The organism is Sphingomonas sp. Leaf208 (genome assembly GCF_001421415.1).
In the GTDB taxonomy this organism is placed as follows: Bacteria; Pseudomonadota; Alphaproteobacteria; order Sphingomonadales; family Sphingomonadaceae; genus Sphingomonas.
On the sequence record NZ_LMKH01000012.1, the window covers coordinates 328,709 to 348,279 of the forward strand.

At 66.6% G+C, this 19,571-nt stretch carries 20 protein-coding genes; 7 read left to right on the forward strand and 13 right to left on the reverse strand.

From position 1 onward, the window contains the following. Nucleotides 1-17 precede the first annotated feature (17 nt). The 5 genes from ASE69_RS07605 (at nucleotide 18) to ASE69_RS07620 (ending at nucleotide 7,699) form a co-directional block, all read left to right on the forward strand. Nucleotides 18-758, forward strand: a complete 741-nt coding sequence (locus ASE69_RS07605; protein WP_056051660.1) for a thioredoxin domain-containing protein — start codon at nucleotides 18-20, stop codon at nucleotides 756-758. A gap of 374 nt (nucleotides 759-1,132) precedes the next feature. After that, nucleotides 1,133-4,519: a chromosome segregation SMC family protein gene (locus ASE69_RS07610; RefSeq protein WP_056484858.1), complete on the forward strand. Its 3,387-nt coding sequence runs from the start codon at nucleotides 1,133-1,135 to the stop codon at nucleotides 4,517-4,519. A 33-nt stretch (nucleotides 4,520-4,552) separates the two neighbouring features. Continuing rightward, a complete protein-coding gene (locus tag ASE69_RS22555) occupies nucleotides 4,553-4,729 on the forward strand; it encodes a hypothetical protein (protein WP_165895133.1) in 177 nt (58 codons plus the stop codon). Between the two features lie 218 nt (nucleotides 4,730-4,947). Beyond that, nucleotides 4,948-6,192, forward strand: a complete 1,245-nt coding sequence (locus ASE69_RS07615) for a putative DNA modification/repair radical SAM protein (protein WP_056484860.1) — start codon at nucleotides 4,948-4,950, stop codon at nucleotides 6,190-6,192. Nucleotides 6,193-6,313: 121 nt separating this feature from the next. After that, nucleotides 6,314-7,699 carry a UdgX family uracil-DNA binding protein gene (locus ASE69_RS07620; RefSeq protein WP_056484861.1) on the forward strand — a complete coding sequence of 462 codons (1,386 nt, stop codon included), beginning with the start codon at nucleotides 6,314-6,316 and terminating at the stop codon, nucleotides 7,697-7,699. A 140-nt stretch (nucleotides 7,700-7,839) separates the two neighbouring features. On the opposite strand, the gene ASE69_RS07625 is transcribed toward ASE69_RS07620, so the two are convergent. Then, complete coding sequence (locus ASE69_RS07625) at nucleotides 7,840-8,637, reverse strand: aldo/keto reductase (protein WP_056484863.1); 798 nt, start codon at nucleotides 8,635-8,637, stop codon at nucleotides 7,840-7,842. A gap of 80 nt (nucleotides 8,638-8,717) precedes the next feature. On the opposite strand from ASE69_RS07625, the gene ASE69_RS07630 reads away from it, so the two are divergent. Further along, on the forward strand, nucleotides 8,718-9,350 hold the full coding sequence (locus ASE69_RS07630; RefSeq protein WP_056484865.1) for a DedA family protein: 633 nt from the start codon (nucleotides 8,718-8,720) through the stop codon (nucleotides 9,348-9,350). Here the strand turns inward: ASE69_RS07630 and ASE69_RS07635 are convergent. From ASE69_RS07635 to ASE69_RS07690, 12 genes are all read right to left on the reverse strand, one after another. Next, nucleotides 9,341-10,033, reverse strand: coding sequence for a DJ-1/PfpI family protein (locus ASE69_RS07635; protein ID WP_056484867.1), 693 nt, complete (start codon nucleotides 10,031-10,033; stop codon nucleotides 9,341-9,343). The genes ASE69_RS07630 and ASE69_RS07635 overlap by 10 nt on opposite strands. A gap of 536 nt (nucleotides 10,034-10,569) precedes the next feature. Beyond that, nucleotides 10,570-11,088, reverse strand: coding sequence for a hypothetical protein (locus ASE69_RS07640; protein WP_056484869.1), 519 nt, complete (start codon nucleotides 11,086-11,088; stop codon nucleotides 10,570-10,572). A gap of 62 nt (nucleotides 11,089-11,150) precedes the next feature. Continuing rightward, nucleotides 11,151-11,687 (reverse strand): demethoxyubiquinone hydroxylase family protein, encoded by a 537-nt coding sequence (locus tag ASE69_RS07645; protein ID WP_056484872.1) that lies wholly within the window; start codon nucleotides 11,685-11,687, stop codon nucleotides 11,151-11,153. Continuing rightward, complete coding sequence (locus ASE69_RS07650) at nucleotides 11,684-12,166, reverse strand: disulfide bond formation protein B (protein ID WP_056485293.1); 483 nt, start codon at nucleotides 12,164-12,166, stop codon at nucleotides 11,684-11,686. Before ASE69_RS07650 ends, ASE69_RS07645 begins: the two co-directional genes overlap by 4 nt. A 20-nt stretch (nucleotides 12,167-12,186) precedes the next feature. Next, a complete protein-coding gene (locus ASE69_RS07655) occupies nucleotides 12,187-13,575 on the reverse strand; it encodes a S41 family peptidase (protein ID WP_056484873.1) in 1,389 nt (462 codons plus the stop codon). Nucleotides 13,576-13,879: 304 nt separating this feature from the next. After that, complete coding sequence (locus ASE69_RS07660) at nucleotides 13,880-15,058, reverse strand: murein hydrolase activator EnvC family protein (protein WP_235518254.1); 1,179 nt, start codon at nucleotides 15,056-15,058, stop codon at nucleotides 13,880-13,882. A gap of 3 nt (nucleotides 15,059-15,061) precedes the next feature. Then, complete coding sequence (locus tag ASE69_RS07665) at nucleotides 15,062-15,484, reverse strand: 23S rRNA (pseudouridine(1915)-N(3))-methyltransferase RlmH (RefSeq protein WP_056061222.1); 423 nt, start codon at nucleotides 15,482-15,484, stop codon at nucleotides 15,062-15,064. Between the two features lie 18 nt (nucleotides 15,485-15,502). Next, nucleotides 15,503-15,910, reverse strand: a complete 408-nt coding sequence (gene rsfS, locus ASE69_RS07670; protein ID WP_056061225.1) for a ribosome silencing factor — start codon at nucleotides 15,908-15,910, stop codon at nucleotides 15,503-15,505. 21 nt (nucleotides 15,911-15,931) lie between these two features. After that, nucleotides 15,932-16,555 (reverse strand): nicotinate-nucleotide adenylyltransferase, encoded by a 624-nt coding sequence (locus ASE69_RS07675; protein WP_056484877.1) that lies wholly within the window; start codon nucleotides 16,553-16,555, stop codon nucleotides 15,932-15,934. Next, nucleotides 16,552-16,836 carry a type II toxin-antitoxin system RelE/ParE family toxin gene (locus ASE69_RS23410; protein WP_056484878.1) on the reverse strand — a complete coding sequence of 95 codons (285 nt, stop codon included), beginning with the start codon at nucleotides 16,834-16,836 and terminating at the stop codon, nucleotides 16,552-16,554. The genes ASE69_RS07675 and ASE69_RS23410 overlap by 4 nt, the downstream gene beginning before the upstream one ends. Beyond that, entirely contained in the window at nucleotides 16,827-17,087 is a 261-nt protein-coding gene (locus ASE69_RS07685; RefSeq protein ID WP_200924140.1) for a CopG family ribbon-helix-helix protein, read from the reverse strand. The genes ASE69_RS23410 and ASE69_RS07685 overlap by 10 nt, the downstream gene beginning before the upstream one ends. Before the next feature lie 31 nt (nucleotides 17,088-17,118). Further along, nucleotides 17,119-18,381 carry a glutamate-5-semialdehyde dehydrogenase gene (locus tag ASE69_RS07690; protein ID WP_056484880.1) on the reverse strand — a complete coding sequence of 421 codons (1,263 nt, stop codon included), beginning with the start codon at nucleotides 18,379-18,381 and terminating at the stop codon, nucleotides 17,119-17,121. A gap of 77 nt (nucleotides 18,382-18,458) precedes the next feature. On the opposite strand from ASE69_RS07690, the gene ASE69_RS07695 reads away from it, so the two are divergent. Continuing rightward, on the forward strand, nucleotides 18,459-19,568 hold the full coding sequence (locus tag ASE69_RS07695; RefSeq protein WP_056484882.1) for a DUF3667 domain-containing protein: 1,110 nt from the start codon (nucleotides 18,459-18,461) through the stop codon (nucleotides 19,566-19,568). Nucleotides 19,569-19,571 lie beyond the last annotated feature (3 nt).

A 19,571-nucleotide genomic window follows, 5' to 3' on the forward strand; every position in this document is an offset into this window, starting at 1 on the left:
TCCACTGGAGTAACCCGATGAAGTTCCTGACCACGCTCGCCGTCCTGCCGCTCGCGCTCGCCGCCTGCTCGAAGAACGATTCGACCGGTAACGTCGACCAGCCCGCCGCCGCGCCGGTTGCGGCCGCCGCAGCCCCCGCCGGCCAGAACTGGACCGAGACCGTCGTGAAGACCCCAGAGGGTTACCTGATGGGCAACCCGAACGCGCCGATCAAGCTCGTCGAATACGGCGCACGCTCGTGCCCGACCTGCGGCGCGTTCGGCCGCGAGGCGTACAAGCCGCTGACCGAAAAGTACGTCTCGACCGGGAAAGTCAGCTTCGAATTCCGCGACTTCCTCGTCCACGGCGCACCCGACGTGGCGCTGACGTTGCTCGGCCAGTGCGGCGGCGTAGCACCGTTCTTCCCGATCCTCGAGCAGATGTACGGCAACCAGATCGCCTTCCTCGACAAGCTCCAGGCGATGACCCCCGACCAGCAAAAGGCGCTCGCCAACCAGCCGCCGACGGTCGTCGCGACCAAGCTCGCCGAACAGATGGGTGCGATCGATTTCGTCAAGCAGCGCGGGATCCCGGAAGCGAAGGCGCGCGCCTGCCTCGCGGATCAGAAGCAGCTCGAAGTGATGGCCAAGCCGACCGAGAACGCGATGCAGGCCGGCACGGTCACGGGCACGCCGACGTTCCTGATCAACGACAAGAAGCTCGATCAGGTCGTGAGCTGGGATCAGATGGAGAAGGCGCTGAAGGCCGCTGGGGCGTAAGCCGCACGCCATTGAAGCGCCCACTAAGTCCATTCGGGACGAACGCTCCACTCCACCCCCGTTCGTCCCGAGTAGCCGTCGAGTAGCTCCAACGGAGCGTATCGAGACGGCGTATCGAAGGACAGGTTGGCGGGCGGAACCGTGCTTCGATACGAGCCCTCGATACGCTTCTAAGCAAAGCTACTCGGTCTCTACTCAGCACGAACGGGTGGGGAGAAGCGCCAAGTGCGGTAAGCGTGCCCGCGGGCAACCCGCCCCCCCTTGTTCTCCCGCGAAGGCGGGAGCCCAGTCTGGGTCCCCGCCTTCGCGGGGACGCAAGGTTCGGGGTTCGGTTCGCGATAGGATCCAACTTTAGTCGTCGGGGGGCGCAAGAAATGCAGATCAAGCGCCTCCGCATCACCGGCTTCAAGAGCTTCGTAGACCCCGCCGATCTCCGCATCGAACCCGGCCTCACCGGCGTCGTCGGCCCCAATGGCTGCGGGAAGTCCAACCTCCTCGAAGCGCTCCGCTGGACGATGGGCGAGGCCAGCGCCAAGTCGCTGCGCGGCGCCGGCATGGAAGACGTGATCTTCGCCGGCACCGCCACCCGCCCGCCGCGCGACTTCGCCGAAGTTTCGATCCTCGCCGAAATAGCCGGTGACGAGCGCGAGATCGTCCGCCGGATCGAACGCGGCGCCGGCTCCGCCTACCGGATCGACGGCCGCGACGTCCGCGCAAAGGACGTCGGCCTGCTCTTCGCCGACGCCGCCACCGGCGCCCACTCCCCCGCGCTCGTCAGCCAGGGCAAGATCGGCGCCGTCATCGCCGCCAAACCCGCCGACCGCCGCGCGATGCTGGAGGAAGCCGCCGGGATCGCCGGCCTCCACGTCCGCCGCAAAGACGCCGAGGGGAAGCTCCGCGCCACCGAAGCCAATCTCGCCAAGCTCGACGAGATCATTGCCGACCAGGACGCGCGCGCCGCCACTCTGAAACGCCAGGCCCGCGCCGCCGAACGCTACCGCCTCCTCTCCGCGCAGATCCGCGTCGCCGAAGCGCGCACAGTGTTCGCCCGATGGCGCGAAGCCGCCACCGCAGCCGACGCCGCCAAAGCCGAAGCCGCAGCCGCCGAAACCCGCGTCCACACCACCACCGAAGCCGAACGCGCAGCCGCCGCAGACCAGCATCGCGCGATCGAAGCCGTCTCCGCCGCCCGCACCGCAGCACTCGCCGCGCGCGACCTAGTCGGCGATCTCGCCCACCGCCTCGCCGCGCTCAAAACCGAGAAGGCCAGCGTCGAGCGCAGGATTGCCGACCTCACCGACGCCCGCGCCCGCATCGCCGACGACCGCGCCCGCGAAGGGTCGCTCGCCAGCGACGCCGCCGCCGCGCTCGCGCGCCTTGCCGACGAGGCCAAGACGCTCGACACAGCGATCGCCGACGCCACCGCCGCGATCCCCGACCTCGACGCCGCACTCGCCGAAACCGAACGTCGCGCCCGCGACGCCGAAGTCGCGCTCGCCCAGGCCCTCGCCACGCAAGCCCGCGACGCCGCCGAAGTCCGCGTCGCCAGCGCAGCCCTCGCCGCCGCCCGCATCCGCGCCGACCGCGCCGATCGCGACGCCGCGCAGATCGCCGCCGCCCTCCGCGCGCTCGGCAATCCCGCGCCGCTAGCCGCAGAGCGCGAAACCGCCGCCGAAACCCGACGCACCGCATCGGCCGCCGCAGAGTCTGCTCGCCAGGCCATCACCCAGGCAGACACCGACGAAACCGCCGCGACCAGCGCGCGAGACGCCGCCGAAACCACCCGCGCCACCGCCCGCGCAGACCTCGCCGCGATCGACAGCGAGGCGACGGCGCTCACCAAGGCAACGCAGCGCAGCGGCCGCGACCGGCTGCTCGACCACGTCTCGGCCAGCACCGGCTACGAACGCGCGCTCGCTGCAGCGCTCGGCGACGATCTCGACACCGGCCTCGACGCATGGGCAGGCGCCAAGCCCCGCAAAGACGACCCCGCACCGCCGACCGACGCCGAACCGCTGGCAGAGCATGTCGACGCGCCCCCCGCCCTCGCCCGCCGACTCGCGCAGGTCTTCGTCGTCGACACCGACGGCCAGCAGCACCTCGCCGTCGGCCAGCGCATCGTCACCCGAGACGGCCGACTCCGCCGCTGGGACGGCTTCACAGCAACCGGCACCGGCGCGGTCGCCGCCGAACGCCTCGTCCGCCGCAACCGCCTCGCCGCGCTCCAGGCCGCCCGCCCCGCCGCAGCCAAAGCGCTGGACGACGCCGAACGAACCCGCGCCGCGATCGACGAGCGGATCGCGCAGGCTAGAGGCCAGTCGCAAACCGCCCGCGCCGCCCTGCAACGCGCCGAAACCGCCGCGCGCGACGCCATCCGCCAGGAGGATCGCGCCGCCGCCGCGCTCGAACGCCTCGCCACCCAGCGCGCAGACCTCGACGTCCGCGCGCACCGCATCGCCGACGACGTCGCCGACGCGCACGCCGACCGCACCCGCGCCGAAGCCGCGATGGCCGCCGTCCCCGACGGCACCGCCAAAGCCCGCCAGGTCGCCACGCTCCAGTACGACGCCGAAAATGCCCGAGCCGCCGTCGCGCAGGCCCGCGCCGATCGCACGACGCTCGACCGCAGCATTGCCACCCACCGCGAACGCCTGTCCGCCGCCCAAGCCGACACCCGAAGCTGGCGCGCGCGCGCCGGTGAAGCCGCCAAGCGCATAGCCGCCATGGACTCGCGCGAAACCACGCTCGCCACCGACCTCGCGGCGATCGCCGCTCGCCCCGTCGCCCTCGACGCTGAAATCGAGACGCTCGACGCCGAACACCAAGCCGCGCGCACCACCGCCGACGCGCTCCTCGCCACCGAACGCACCGCGGAAACCGCCGCCCGCACCGCCGACGACGCCCACCGCGCCGCCACCGAAGCTCTCGCCGTCGCCCGCGAAGCCCGCGCTGGCGCAATCGCCCGCGTCGAAAACCACGAAGCGCGCCGCCTCGATCTCGGCCGCCTCTCCGGCGAGCGCTTCCAATGCCCCGCCCCCGTCCTCCCCGAACGTCTCGGCTTCGCGGTCGCCGACGTCCGCGCGCCAACCGAAGAGTCCGCCGCGCACGACCGCCTCACCACCGACCGCGAGCGGATCGGCCCGGTCAACCTCGTCGCCGAGACCGAACTCGCCGAACTCGAAGAGTCCGCGCGGGGCAACGCGGTCGAACGCGACGAACTCGGGCAAGCCGTCAACCGATTGCGTGGCTCGATCGGCACGCTCAACCGCGAAGGCCGTCAACGCCTGCTCGCAGCATTCGAAGCGGTAAACGGCCATTTCCAGCGCCTCTTCACCACCCTCTTCGACGGCGGCGCCGCGCACCTCGAGCTGATAGACTCCGACGACCCGCTCGAAGCCGGCCTCGAGATCATGGCGCAACCGCCCGGCAAACGCCTCCAGTCGCTCACGCTGCTATCCGGCGGTGAGCAGGCGCTGACTGCGGTCGCACTGATCTTCGGCCTATTCCTGACCAATCCCGCGCCGATCTGCGTACTCGACGAGGTCGACGCGCCGCTCGACGACGCCAATATCGAGCGCTTCTGCGACCTGCTCGACCGCATGTCGCGCGACACCGACACGCGCTACCTCGTCGTCACGCACAACGCCGTCACGATGAGCCGCATGCACCGCCTGTTCGGCGTGACCATGATCGAACGCGGTGTCAGCCGCCTCGTCTCGGTCGACCTACAAGCCGCAACCGGACTCATTGCAACGGCGTAGGGAGACAATCCCCGTTCGCGACGTTGAACGTCGATGTTCCTCGACGAATCCAGCATCTGGCCGCGCAAGGAGGACCTGCCTCCGCGCAAGCCCGTGTATCGGCACGAGAAAGCGCTGACCCGCCTGATCTTCGTCTATCTCTTCCTGTTGCTGCTCCTGCCCGTGAGCCTCGGCGGCATGGTCGACCTGATCCGCTATCTGTTCGGCTGACTTTCGGGTGTCCTACACAACCCGATCCTGCCACCGTCGTGAATCCGCAATCGTCCACGTCTGGACCTAAGTGCAGACATCGGAAAAATGCTCCCAGCGTCTGCACTTTGTGCACTTCCGGCATCGGGGCCGACCCGAAAGGCGGCCAGTACAACGACATAGTGACAAGTTGATCTCCATCACTCGACACCCCTTTTCGTGGAACGTAAGACGAACGAATGGCCCAACTCGACACCCGTGAAAAGCTCGAGATCCTCGCCGATGCGGCCAAATACGATGCGTCATGCGCATCGTCGGGCACGACCAAGCGCAATTCGAAGGACGGCAAGGGGCTCGGTTCGACCGAAGGCATGGGCATCTGCCACGCCTATGCGCCCGACGGTCGCTGCATCTCGCTGCTGAAGATCCTGCTGACCAACAGCTGCATCTTCGACTGCCATTACTGTATCAATCGCAAGAGCTCGAACGTCCGCCGCGCCCGCTTCACGGCGAAGGAAGTCGTCGATCTCACCATCGCCTTCTACAAGCGTAATTACATCGAAGGCCTGTTCCTCTCGTCCGGCATCATCGCGTCGTCGAACTATACGATGGAGCAAATGGTCGAGGTCGCGCGGAGTTTGCGCGAGGACCACCATTTCCGCGGCTACATCCACCTCAAGACGATCCCCGACGCCGATCCCGAACTCGTCCACCAGGCCGGGCTGTACGCGGACCGCGTCTCGATCAACGTCGAACTCCCGACCGCCAACGGCCTGAAGCGCCTCGCCCCGGAGAAGGACGGGGTTCGCATCGAAACCGCGATGGCCGAGGTTAAGGCGTCGATCATCGACGGCAAGGACGCCAAGGCCAAGTACAAGTCCGCGCCCAAGTTTGCCCCCGCCGGCCAGTCGACCCAGATGATCGTCGGCGCCGACGCAGCGACCGACGGCGACATCGTCCGGAAGGCGTCGACGCTGTACGACCGCTTCGGCCTGCGCCGCGTCTATTATTCCGCGTTCAGCCCCATCCCCGACGCGAGCGCCGTCCTCCCGCTGCAACGCCCGCCCCTGATGCGCGAGCACCGCCTGTACCAGTCGGACTGGCTGATGCGGTTCTACGAATTCCAGCCGCACGAGGTGGTCGCAGCAGCCGACGACGCCACCGGCATGCTCCCGCTCGACATCGACCCCAAGCTCGCCTGGGCGCTCAAATTCCGCGGATCTTTCCCAGTAGACGTCAACCGCGCCCCCCGCGAAATGCTCCTCCGCGTTCCCGGACTCGGCGTGAAAGCAGTCAACGGCATCCTCACCAGCCGCCGCTGGCGCCGCCTGCATCTGGCGGATATCGCCCGGCTGACCGTGTCAGTCGCCAAGCTCCGCCCCTTCATCATCACCGAGGATTGGCGCCCGGTGGTTCTGGCAGACAGAGCCGAACTCCGCCCGATCGTCGCCCCAAAACCCAAGCAAATGGAGATGTTCGCGTGAGCCCCGCGCGCCCCCTGCCCCCCTCCCTAAAAGGGAGGGGTTGGGGGTGGGTCGGCCCGAGGCTCACGCAGCATTCCCTCGAAAGCAACCAGCCCCCTCCCTTCCAGGGAAGGAGGTAAAGATGCGCGTCGTAACCCTATCCGAACCAGACGACTTCGACGGCTGGCGCGACGCCGCGCGTGGCCTGATCGCCGAGGACGTCCCCCCCGACAACGTCGTCTGGCAAGTCGGCGACGAACCTGTCGACCTGTTCGCAACCGTAGCCGATCCGGCCCCCGCCCCACCCCCAGGCGCGTTCTCCGTCCCCCGTGTCTTCATCGACCTAGCCCGCAGCGCCATCCTCGGCAGCGACCCAGAACGGTTCGCACTGCTCTACACGCTACTTTTCCGCCTCCGTCGCGAGCAGAAACTGATCGAGGACCGCGCCGATCCGCTCGTCCGCAGGCTCGACCGGATCGCCAAGGACGTCCGCCGCGACATCCACAAGATGCGCGCCTTCCTCCGCTTCCGCGAGGTCGAGGAAGACGGCGGAACCCGCTTCGTCGCGTGGTTCGAACCGGACCACCACATCGTCCGTGCCAACGTCGCGTTCTTCGTCAACCGCTTCGCCAGCATGCGCTGGTCGATCCTGACACCAAAAGTCTCGATCCACTGGGACGGCAAGGCGCTCAGCGAAGGCCCCGGTGCGAGCAAGGCGGATGCCCCCGACGGCGATCCGACCGAGGAAGTCTGGAAGACCTATTACGCCAGCATCTTCAACCCGGCGCGCGTCAAGATCGGCGCGATGCTGAAGGAGATGCCGAAAAAATACTGGAAGAACATGCCCGAAACCGCGCTGGTGCCGGGCCTGCTGGCAGCGGCACAGGCAAGGGAGAGCGGGATGATCGCGAAGGCGCGCGACACGGTAGGTGGTAACAGCCCGATCGCGTGGGAAGCACTGCGCGACGAGGCCGCCGGCTGCACCCGCTGCCCGCTCTACAAGCCGGCGACGCAAACCGTGTTCGGCGAAGGCCCGGTCGATGCCCCACTGATGTTCGTCGGCGAACAACCCGGCGACCAAGAGGATATCGCCGGCCGCCCGTTCGTCGGCCCCGCCGGCCAGATGTTCGACAAGGCGATGGCAGAGGCGGGGGTCGACCGCTCCCGCGCGTACGTCACCAACGCGGTAAAGCACTTCAAGTTCGAGCAACGCGGTAAACGCCGCATCCACGCCAAGCCCGGCGCCGGCGAAATCGACGCGTGCCGGTGGTGGATCGAGCAGGAGCAGATGTTGATCAAGCCAAAGGTGACCGTAGCGCTCGGCGCAACGGCAGCGCGGTCCTTATTCGGCAAAGTGATGACGATCGGCCGCGAGCGTGGCCGGGCATTGCAGTTGCCAGATGGCGGCGAGGCCTGGATCACGGTGCATCCGAGCTATCTACTGCGATTACCGGACCCCGCTCAGGCGGCAGAAGAATATGCGCGATTTGTCGAGGACCTACGGGTGGTCGGCGGGCGGATCGAATGATGGCTGGAGCCGCCGTTTCCCTCCCCCCGTCATCCTGACGAAAGTCAGGGCCCAGAGCTGCAACCGCTATCCCTCGTAACACTGGTCCTGACTTTCGTCAGGATGACGGGGAGGCGCGGCGCGATAGCTGTGTTCACCAATCACATCGCGTTCGGTTCTGGTCCCAGTCGGCCAGCACGATCCCCGAGCGCTTCGATCTCGGCCATGTCTTCGTCGTCCAGCGTCAGGTCGAGCGCCGCAAAATTGTCTGCGAGATGCTCTGCGTCAGACGCCTTCGGGATGACCGAAAAGCCGTTCGCCAGATGCCACGCCAAAATAACCTGTGCCGCACTCCGCCCGTGCTTTTCGGCGATGCGCACGATTACCTCGTCCTGCAGCAGCGTCTTGCCCTGCCCCAACGGGCTCCAGCTCTGCGTCACGATGCCGTGTGCCTCGTGATACGCACGCTGTTCGCGTTGCTGGAAGTTCGGGTGGAGTTCGATCTGGTTGACCGCCGGCGGCACGCCGGTTTCCGCTACGATCGCGTCAATGTGCTCCGACAGGAAGTTGGAGACGCCGATCGACTTGGCCTTCCCGGCATCACGCAGCGCGATCATCGCCTTCCAGGCGTCGACATACTTGTCCTGCTTCGGCACCGGCCAGTGCATCAGGTACAGGTCGACCGACTCGACACCGAGCAGCGCCAGACTCTCGTCCATCGCCGCCTCGGCATCGCCCTGCCGGTCGTTCCAGAGCTTGGTCGTCAGGAACGCGTCAGAGCCCTTGTAGCCATCACCGACGCCGCGTTCGTTCTGGTAGATCGCGGCGGTGTCGACCAGCCGGAAGCCGATATCGAGCCCGGAGCGGACGATCGCCGCGGCCTGGCTGTCGGGGATCTGCCACGTGCCCATGCCGAGCTGGGGCATCGTGCGGCCGTCATTGAGAGTAAGATCTGTCATGCCGCAAACAGCGCACGACACGGCCGGCGGTTCCGATTGGCTCTTCCCTTCCGCGCCCGGTTCGCGCAATCGACCGAGCCATGTTCGAAAAGATCCTGGCCGTGCTGGCCACCTTCACGATCGGCGTCATCTCGTCGGGTGGCTATGTCGGCATCGCCTTGCTCATGGCGATCGAGAGCGCATGCGTCCCGCTGCCGTCCGAGATCATCATGCCGTTCGCCGGCTACCTCGTCTCGACCGGGCGGTTCGACCTGTATCTCGCCGCGACTGCGGGCGCGATCGGGTGCAACCTCGGGTCGATCGTCGCGTACGAGATCGGCAAGCGCGGCGGCCGGCCGATGGCCGAGCGCTGGGGCCGCTATCTGCTGATCGGCCCGGGCGAGCTCGACGCGGCCGACCGGTTCTTCGCACGCTGGGGCTCGATGGCGGTGCTGATCGGCCGCCTGCTTCCCGTCATCCGCTCGTTCATCGCCTTCCCCGCCGGCGTCGCGCGGATGAAGCTGGTACCGTTCCACGTCTACACGTTCATCGGATCATGGCCGTGGTGCTTCGGGCTGGCGTGGGTCGGCATGAAGCTCGGCGACAAATGGGACAGCGATCCGCGCGTAAAGGCCGCGTTCCATAGCGCCGACCTGCTGATCGGCGTGGTCCTGATCGCGCTGGTCGGCTTCTACATCTGGCACCGGGTGCGCGGGCTGAAGCGTCACTCGTAACCACGGAGCTTTGCTAACGCGCGCAGATCGTTGTCGCGCGTGGGAACGATCGACTGCATGCGGCGCTGATACGCCGCGACGATCTCGGGACCGGCCTTGGCGGGTGAGCCGCTGTCGAATGGCGGCGCGGGGTCATATTCCAGACCGAGTTGCACCGCTCGAGCATGTGCCTCGCCACGGATCATCGCGGTCAGCGTCAGTGCGAAGTCGATCCCTGCGGTGACACCGCCGCCGGTCACGCGGTTGCGATCGACCACGGTCCGCGCGTCGACTGGGATGGCGTTGAACAGTGGCAGCATATGGCGTTGCGCCCAGTGGCACCCGGCACGATAGCCATCAATCAACCCTGCCGCACCGAGGATCAGCGATCCGGTGCACACGCTCGTCACCCACGTCGCCTCGGCGCCGACCGTCTGGACCCACGCCATCGCCTTTTCGTCGGCGATCACGTCGTTAGTTCCGAAACCGCCGGGTACGCACAGGATGTCAGCGCGCGGCACGTCCGCAAAGGTCCCGGTCGGCACGATCGAGAAACCGGCGTCGGTCGGGACCGGCTCCAGCGTCTTCCAGACAAGATCGAGCCGAGCGTTGCCGAGCCGCGACAGAACCTGCGCGGGGCCGGTCAGGTCAAGCTGCGTCACGTTCGGGAACAGCAGGAAGGCGATGCCCAGCGGCTCGGTCATGTGATGACTCCTTACGATAGGTTCTTACGATCAAGAATCGCGAAATCGCTCCAAATGGCCCTAACTCGCTGAAAAACAGCGCGAGTCCGGCAACGTGCAATGACCGCGCTCGCCTGAAGTGCAGAAAGTGCAGACGCTGGCGCAGCATTTTCCCCTGTGCCCGACGCACCGTAGGAAGCGGTTTGAGCGAACGCGCTTCGGATGGCTGCCGACCTCATTCGCGCATCATGCCACTCCATCCGCCTGTAGGACAGTTACGTCTAAAACAGCACGCTCGGGTGTCGGGCGAACAGACACGTCCCGAGCATCAGCGCGGTCATGACGGCGGCAAGAAGAATTGCAGAGTAGGCGAGAAGTCTTTTTCGTAACCATCGACGCGGATCGGGCGCGGACGGTTTTCAATTTCCGGATGTTAGCCCATCCGTTTGCCCCCTTTTTGTGCGCCAGGGGACGGTAAGCGGTGCAAAAAGCCGACCCACCCCTGCCCCTCCCTTTTAGGGAGGGGGGAAGTAGAGGCGCTGCCGCTTACGACCGCTTTATGGGAGGACGGGGACTTCTGCCGCGCGCGTCTTGTTCTCCAGGCGCGATTCCTTGACGCGCTGGTTGAAGCAGCCGGAGGCGCCGCCGGGGCCGACCGCGGAGCAGCTGCCGATCGTGTTGACGCCGACGCCTGCGTCGAGCGTTCCCTGTGCCTTAGTCGCCCAGCTGGCATTTTCGGGAGTCACGACGAACTCGCGGAGTTCCTTGGGGACTCGGTACTGCTCCTGCGCGCTGCGGCGGACGCAGACGACGATCTCTTCGCCGTTCTGGTTGGTCGGGCAGCGTTCGTTGCCGAATAGCGTCAAGACGCCGTTGACAGGCGCACTGCGCGAGACTTCGCCGGGGGCCGATATCGGCTTCGACTTGCCGGTAGCGCCGGGCAGGGCCGGGGCTAGCGTGGGTCCCTTGGCGGGTATCTGCGCCAGCGTTGGCGGCGCTACGGGGCGAGCGGGTTGAGCCGTCTGCGCCGCAGCCGGTCCGGCGACGAGCAACGCCGTCGCAAAAAGCATTTTCATACGCATCACTCCCACAATCCGTACTTCATTCACTGGCCGTATCTCATTGTATCGGCCGCATCTCAGATCCGCTTGGCGGTCGCGATCGCAACCTTGCAGCCGAGCCGGATCGCAGCGCTCAATACCGGATAGCCCGGCGTCTCTTCCGCCCCCGCAGCAATCGCGGTAGCCTTGTGTTCGAGTTCCTCGGCTTGGAAATCCAGGATCGCTGCCGATAGCTCGGGATCGCTGGCGCCAAGCTGAACGAGCTGCTCCTCGTAATGCTTGTCGATCTCGGTCTCGACCGCCGCCGTGCACGCCATGGCCGCTCGTGGGCTAATCGCCGCGGTCAGCGCGCCGAGCGCGAAGCCAGCGACTTTCCAAATCGGCTGCAGCACGGTCGGCCGCACGCGGCGATCGACGATCATCTTGTCGAAGAAAGCGCGGTGGCGTTCCTCTTGCTGCGCCATGTGATGGATCGAGCGCGACGCCGGGTGGCGGTCGCCAAGCACAGCCAACTGACCCGCATAAATGCGGATCGCGCCGTACTCGCCGGCCTGATCGACCCGGATCATTGAGTCCGTCGCCCGCTTGGCGTCTCCTGGCTTCCAGCCGCTCATCTCGTCTTCCTCATGAGTGCGAATATGGTGAACGCACCGACGAGGGAAAAGATGGCGTTGAAGCCGGCGAGCGAGATTCCGAGCAGTTTCCACTGTGGCGAATCGCAGCGCACCATCGGCGCATTCATGATCGCGGCGAGTCGCTCGGCGGCGGTCGTGCCGGCCAACGAGACGGTCGTGGTGCAGGCGGTGAAGCCGTTCCACCAGTGATATTCGATGCCGGCATGCGCGACGCCGATCAGACCGCTGAGGCCGATCAACAGCCCGGCGATGATCACCAGCGATGCGCGCAGCGAGCGGCCGGGAACGAAGAACGTCGCCCCCGCGATCAGCACGGCGGAATAATGCGGCCAGCGCTGCCAGTGGCACATTTCGCACGGATACAGCCCGCCGAGATATTGCGAGCCGAGCGCGCCGAGCAGGAGGAACGCCGGCAGCAACAACGCGATGGCGCGCGCGATCTCTTCGTTCTTGGTCATGCCCAACCCGCGACGCACACTCACTTGGCGGGCGCCTTGGTGGTATCCGTGGGATCGGGCTTGATCGGGCGCGGCTTGGTCGCGGCGGCGACCTGCGTTGCCCCGCCGAGGCGCGCGACCGTCTTCAGCGCATAGTAGAGCTGGAAGTCGTCGATGCCCTGCTTCTTCAGCTGATCAGGCGTCTGCGAGAAACGGGGGTCCGTCTTGGTATCCTCCTCGAGCACCGCGTTGTCGGCCTTCACCTCGTTGATCAGATGCTTGCGCAGATCGGCCTCGCGGAACACCGGGCGCGACTTGTAGTCGGGATCGGTGAGCTGCGGCACCTTGATGTCGGGTTCGATCCCGCCCTCCTGCACCGAGCGGCCGGACGGCGTGAAGTAGCGCGCGGTGGTCAGCCGCAGTGCCGTCTCGGGGCCGAGCTGGAGCACGGTCTGGACCGAGCCCTTGCCGAAGCTGCGCTCGCCCATGATCAGCGCGCGGTGGTGATCCTGGAGCGCACCGGCGACGATCTCGGAGGCGGAGGCGGTGCCGGGATCGGTGAGGACGACGACCGGCAGGCCGTGCGCGTCGTCGCCGGGCTTGGCGTAATAACGCTCGATATCGGTCTTCTCGCGGCCACGCTGCGAGACGATCTCGCCGTGGTCGAGGAATGCGTCGCTTACCTCGATCGCCTGGGTGAGCAAGCCGCCGCCATTCTCGCGGAGATCGACGACATAGCCGAGCGGACGATGCCCGAGCGACTTGTCGATCGCCATGATCGCTGCGCGGGTATCGGCGCCGGTGTTCTCGCTGAAGGTGTTGATGTTGATATAGCCGACGTCGCCGCGGACTTCCCACTTCACCGGCTTCTGGACGATGATCTCGCGCATCATCGTGACGTCGAGCGGCTTGTCGCGGCCGGGACGGACGAGGCCGAGCGTGATCTTGCTGCCGGGCTTGCCGCGCATCTTGCCGACCGCCTCGTCGAGCGAATCGCCGTAGATCAGCTTGCCGTCGATATGCGTGATGTAGTCGCCGGACTTTACACCCGCGCGGGCGGCGGGCGAGTCTTCCTGCGGGGCGACGACCTTGATCGCGCCGTCTTCCATCTGGACGGTCAGGCCGAGGCCACCGTAATTGCCTTCGGTCATGATCCGGAGGTTCTCATAGTCGAGCGCGTCGACATACGAGCTGTGGGGATCGAGGCTGGCGAGCATGCCCTGGATCGCACCCTTGATCAGCGTCTTGTCATCGACCTTGTCGACATATTCCGCCTTCACGCGGTTGAACACGTCGAGGAACTGGTCGAACTCGCGGTAGGTGTCGGTGTCGACTGCCGCCATCGCGGAGGTGGCCAATGGGATCAGCGTCAGCGCGCCGACGATGGCGGTCGCGGCAAGCAACGGGGTACGCAGTATAGGACGAGGCATCGATGGTCCTGCAACCTGAGAAAAGACGTGTCGTACGGTCGTGATGGCGTAGCGTAGCGGAACGCTGGCGGCAACGCGCGGAGCAAAGCGGGGCCGGGGTTAATGGCGGCTGACTGGGGGGCTTGGTCGTTAACGATCGCGTATTGGATCGATCCTCCCCCGCAAGGGGGAGGTGGCGCCGAAGGTGACGGAGGGGGAGGACACGGAACAGCGGTTGCCTCTTCCTCCCCCTCCGTCCGGCAAGCGCCGGCCACCTCCCCCTGGCGGGGGAGGATTGAAACCAGGCGCCTGTCGGGTTGGCCGATCAGCGCGATCCTATCAACGCGGCGACGTCGACCGGCCGCCCGCGGCGGCGAAGTTCGACGGTGATGCGGGGGTCTTCGCTGGGAGCGGTGCCGATCGTTGTGCCCATCGTGACGCGGTTGCCGGGTTTTGCGATCGTTGAGGCAAGGCCGGTGACCAGGGTGGTCCAACCGTCGGCGTGGTCGATAATAACGATCGTGCCGTAGTCACGGAAACGACGGGCGTAGCGGACCGTGCCGGCGGCGGGTGCTACGACGCGCGCGAGAGGGGCGGTGGCGAAGGTGAGACCGCGCGATCGGACGCCCGAGTCCGAGACCTCGTCGAAGCCGGTGACGAGCTTGCCCGCTACCGGTGTGCGGTACACGCCGCTAGGGGGCGGCGGCGGCGTGGTGCCCAGCGTGATCGGGCGAGGAATCGGACCGGCAAGCCCAATCAAACTGGCCGCGGTCGCCTTGGCGTTCGTCGTGGCAGCCATGCCGTCGACGAGATCGCGCGCCCGTTCGCCGAGTGCCAACGCGCGGTCTGACTCGCTGAGCGCACCGCGGCCAAGCGATTGGCTGCGCTGGCGATGGCGCGCTTCGAGGGTGGCCAGCGCGATGCGGTCGCTCTCCAGGCGTGCGCGGCCGTCGGAAAGCGCCTTGGCGGCGAGCGTGGCGCTGGCTTGCAGGCGACGTGTTTCGGCGAGTTCGATGCGGACGGCTTCGGTACGGTGGCGGACGACGGGAAGCGCGCTGCCTAGGACTGCGCGGACGTGGACGAGGTCGTCGACCGATCCCGGCTGCGCGACGGCGACGATCGTCGGGCGACGGGCGAGGGATTCCAACGCTGCAAGGAGCCGGGCGACGGGGGCTTGCGCGCGGCCAAGCTTGGCGCGTTGATCGGACAGCAGGCGCTCGACCAGCGTTACGCGGGCACTAGCAGTGGCGAGGTTCGCTTCGGCGGCCGTTACGCGAGCAGCTAAAGCCTGTTCTTCACGCCGCGCCTTGTCGGCGGCGTTGCGCTCCTGGTTAGCCGCTGCGGTCAGTTTAGCGGCACTGCGCGCGGCGATTGCGGCATCGCGCTTTGCCGCGACCAGACGCACCTGCTCGCTCGCGACCTCAGCGGTGTCGTTGGTCTGCGCAGTCACGCCGCCCGCCACCGCGAGCAACGCCGCGACGACGAGGCCCCTCCCCATCCTCATGCATCACCCTTCGCGGTGATAGGGGTGGTTGGCAAGGATGCTGGTGGCACGGAAAAGCTGTTCGGCGAGCATCGCGCGAGCGAGCAGATGCGGCCAGGTCGCGCGGCCGAACGAGAACAGCAGGTCGGCCTCGTCGCGCGCCGCGTCGTCGAAGCCGTCGGCGGCGCCGATCATGAACCGCGCCTCCCGCACGCCGTCGTCGCGCCATCGCTCGAGCTTTTGCGCGAACTGCGTCGAGGACAGCGTCTCACCCTTCTCATCGAGGAGAATGCGCTTGGTCTGCTCGCCGACGAGCGGGATCTTGCCGCCGGTGTCGGGGAGCTCGCTGACCTTGGTCGGCCAGACGATCCGCTTGAGATAGCGGTCGACGAGCTCGGCCTCGGGCGAGCGCCCGATCCGACCGCGGGCGACGATGTGGAGCAGCACCGCCGCCTCTAGGTCGGTTTAGTCTTCGTCGGTGAAGGTCGGCACGGGCGGTGGCGCCGGTGCGTCGCCGAATGCCCACATCCGCTCCAGATTGTAGAAGCTGCGGACTTCGGGGCGGAACAGGTGGACGATGACGTCGGTCGCGTCGATCAGCACCCAGTCGGCGGTCGGCAGGCCTTCGATCTTCACCGGACGCTTGAACTCGGCCTTGATCCGCTCGGCCAGCTTCTGCGCCATCGAGGCGACCTGGCGGGTCGAACGACCGCTGGCGATCACCATGTAATCGGCGATGCTGGTCTTGCCCGCGAGCGGGATCGAGATGGTCTCGACCGCCTGGTCGTCGTCGAGCGACGCGAGGATCAGGCGATGCAGCGCCTCAACCTCTTCGGGGTCGGTCGCGCGAGGGGCAGTAGGGGAAGTGGCCAAGTCAGCTCCTGGGTAAGGGTATCAATCCGGCAACGTGCCGGAACGGTCGGGCGGCCCAGCAACGTGCCGGAACCAGTCTGGATTCACGGCGCGCAGGCCGGTTGCGGAGGTCGGGTCGGGTCGGAAGCGCAACAGCACGAGGGCCGGCAATCTCCACGTCGTCCAGCTCTTCGCATGGTCTGTGCGCCGTTGGAAGCGCCGCAGCCAACCCATCGCGGGGGCCGCGAGGGCGCGCCCGTCATATCCCGGACGCGCGATTACCGCAATCGGAACCTCGCGGGTGATCTGGCGCCAGTTCTTCCAGCGGTGGAAGTCGGCGAGATTGTCCGCGCCCATCAGCCAGATGAAACGGATTTTCGGGTAGCGCCGCTTGAGCTTGCGGATCGTGTCGAGCGTGTAGCGGGTGTGGAGCCGGGCCTCGATATCGGTCGCGCGGATGGGTGCGCGGCGCGCCATCACGCGCGCGGATGCGAGGCGTGCGGGGAGCGGCGCCATGTCGTTGGCGGCGTCCTTGAGCGGGTTGCCGGGGGATACCAGCCACCACGCCTCGTCGAGCGCGAGCGCGTCGATCGCCGCAAGCGTGATACCGCGGTGGCCACGGTGGGCGGGATTGAACGACCCGCCGAGGATTCCGACGTGGGTCAAGGCTCGATGAACCAATTCTCACGTTCATGATGAACCCGAACGACCTGCACTACATTGCCGACTATGCGATGTCGAATGATATAGGGCGTATTGAACACTCGCAGGATACGGTAGCCGTCGCGATGTAGGCGTCCCCCTCGCGGAAAATTCTCGAGAAACCTGGACCTGAACCGGATGGCGACCAATATCCGCAGCGCCCACTCGGGATCGGCTTCGGCAGTCAGCCAGTCATCGATACCCCGCAAATCGTCTAGCGCAGGCGTCGTCCAGTCTATCCGCATCGTGATTTGTGGCGCTCGATCATCTGATCGAGTTCCGCCATTACCACCTCGTGCGGCACGACATCGCCCCGATCCGCGGCATCGATGCCGACCTGAATGAAAGCGTGGTAGTCCGCTTCGCCTTCGGCGACCCGCCTGATCGCCTCGGCCGCGAACTCCGCACCCGTGATACCCTTCGACGCAGCCAAGCTGTCGACGATCGCCATCGTGTCGGTATCGAGTTCCGCCGTAATTCGCAGGGAAGCGCTCATGACGAAACGCTACTCCTTCGACGCAACCACATCAACCGCGCACCTGCCCGGTGCCGCGGCCGATCCATTTGTAGGTGGTGAGGCCTTCGAGCGCGACCGGGCCGCGAGCGTGAAGGCGGCCGGTGGCGATGCCGATCTCAGCGCCGAGGCCGAACTCGCCACCGTCGGCGAACTGGGTGGAGGCGTTCCAGAGGACGATTGCGCTGTCGACCGCGGCGAGGAAGCGCTCGGCGACGGTCGCATCCTCCGCGACGATCGCATCGGTGTGATGCGAGCCGTGGCGGGCGATATGCGCAACCGCCGCGTCAATGCCGTCGACGATCGCGACCGAAGCGATCGCGTCGAGATATTCGGTGTCCCAGTCGGCGGCATTGGCGGCTGCGATCTCGGGAACGAGGGCGCGCGCGCTTGCGTCGCCGCGGACCTCGCAGCCCATCGCTGCAAGACGTCGAATCAAGGCGGGTGCGTTGGCATAATCCCGGTCGATCAGGAGCGTCTCCATCGAACCGCAGACACCGGTGCGGCGCATCTTCGCGTCGACGACGACGGCCTCGGCCATCGTGGGATCGGCTGAGGCGTGCAAGAAGACGTGATTGATGCCATCGAGATGCGCGAGCACCGGCACACGCGCCTCGGCCTGGACGCGCGCGACGAGGCTCTTGCCGCCACGGGGGATGATCAGGTCGATCACCCCGTCCGCCTTCAGCATCGCGCCGACTGCTGCGCGATCGGTGGTCGGCACGAGTTGGACCGCGCCAACGGGCACCCCGCCCGCCTTCAGCCCCGCGACCAGTGCCGCGTGGATCGCGCGATTGCTCTTCACAGCTTCAGATCCGCCGCGCAGGATCGCTGTGTTGCCGGCCATCACGCAGAGCGCGGCGGCGTCGGCAGTGACGTTGGGACGACTCTCGTAGATGATGCCGATCACGCCGATCGGCACGCGGACCCTGGAGAGTTTGAGGCCGTTCGGACGCTCGCTAGAGTCGATTACCTGCCCGACCGGATCGGCCAGCGCTGCCACGGCCGCGACGCCGTCAGCCATCGCCGCGACACGCGCTTCATCAAGCCGCAACCGATCGAGCAGCGCACCCGACAGACCTGCCTCGCTCGCGCGCGTCATGTCCTCAACGTTCGCCGCAACGATCTCATCAGATGCCGCCCGGATCGACTCCGCCGCCAATGCAAGCGCCGCAGCTTTAAGCGCCGACGGCATCGCTGCTAGAACCAGCGCGGCAGAGCGCGCGCGCGCGCCCATTTCGGCGATCATTTCGGTCGGATTTTCTGCGTCGGCCATGGTCAACGCGGTACCATGCGAAGCCCCTCGCGCCAACGTCGCGAACTCGTTACGCTGGCGATATTGCAGGGGGACGCATGACTGGGGATATCGGGGCAGCGGCGGATGTCGCCGCGGGTACAATCGTCGGGCGCGCGTTCGAACCGAGCGCGGGCGAAGCCCATGGCACGCATACGGGCCATGGGCCGGCCGGTGCGCTGTGCCTGAATTGTGGGACGCGGTTACTAGGCGAGCACTGCCACGCGTGTGGTCAATCGGCGCATGTCCATCGCTCGCTCGGCGGAATCGGGCATGATATCGCGCACGGGGTTTTCCATTTCGAAGGCAAGATATGGCGGACCTTGCCGCTGCTGGTGCTGCATCCGGGTGCGCTCACGCGGCGGTACGTCAATGGCGAGCGGGCGCGGTTCGTGTCGCCGCTCGCTTTGTTCCTGTTCACCGTCTTCCTGATGTTCGCGACGATCGGCGCGGTCGGGGGCGAAATGACGAAGGACTTTATCCGGGACGAGCGGACCGGCAAGACATCCGACTATGCACACGAGGCCGCCAGGGCTCGCCTCGCGCTGAACAAAGTCGAGGCGCAGCAGGAGGTTGCGAAGCGTGCGCCCGCTAAATATTCGGGGGAACAGCTTGCCACGCTCGATCGTCAGGCGAGCGCGCTGCGTACCACTGTTCGTGCGCTCGGGGTCGCGGCTGATATGCAAAATGGCGGCGCCAACGGTACGCTGGTTGACCTGGGCGATTTCAAGACCGGCTGGGAGCGGCTCGACCACGGGATCGCCAAGGCGAACGGCAATCCGGGCCTGATGTTCTACAAGCTGCAGACCAGCGCGTATAAATACAGCTGGGGCCTGATTCCGTTATCCGTGCCGTTCATGGCGCTTCTTTTCCTCTGGCGGCGCCAACATCACCTCTACGACCACGCGATCTTCGTGACCTATTCGCTCGCGTTCATGATGCTGCTGACGATCGTGTTGATCATCGCGGGCGTGATCGGCGTCGCGGAGGGCTGGATCGTGATGGCCGCGATGTGCGTGCCGCCAGTCCATATGTTCACGCAGCTTCGGGGCGCTTATCAGTTGCGGAAGTGGTCGGCGGCTTGGCGAACGGTGGCGCTGTTGACGTTCGCATTCACGGTATTGCTGGCGTTTATCGTGCTGCTGTTACTGCATGGGCTGACGGACTGAACG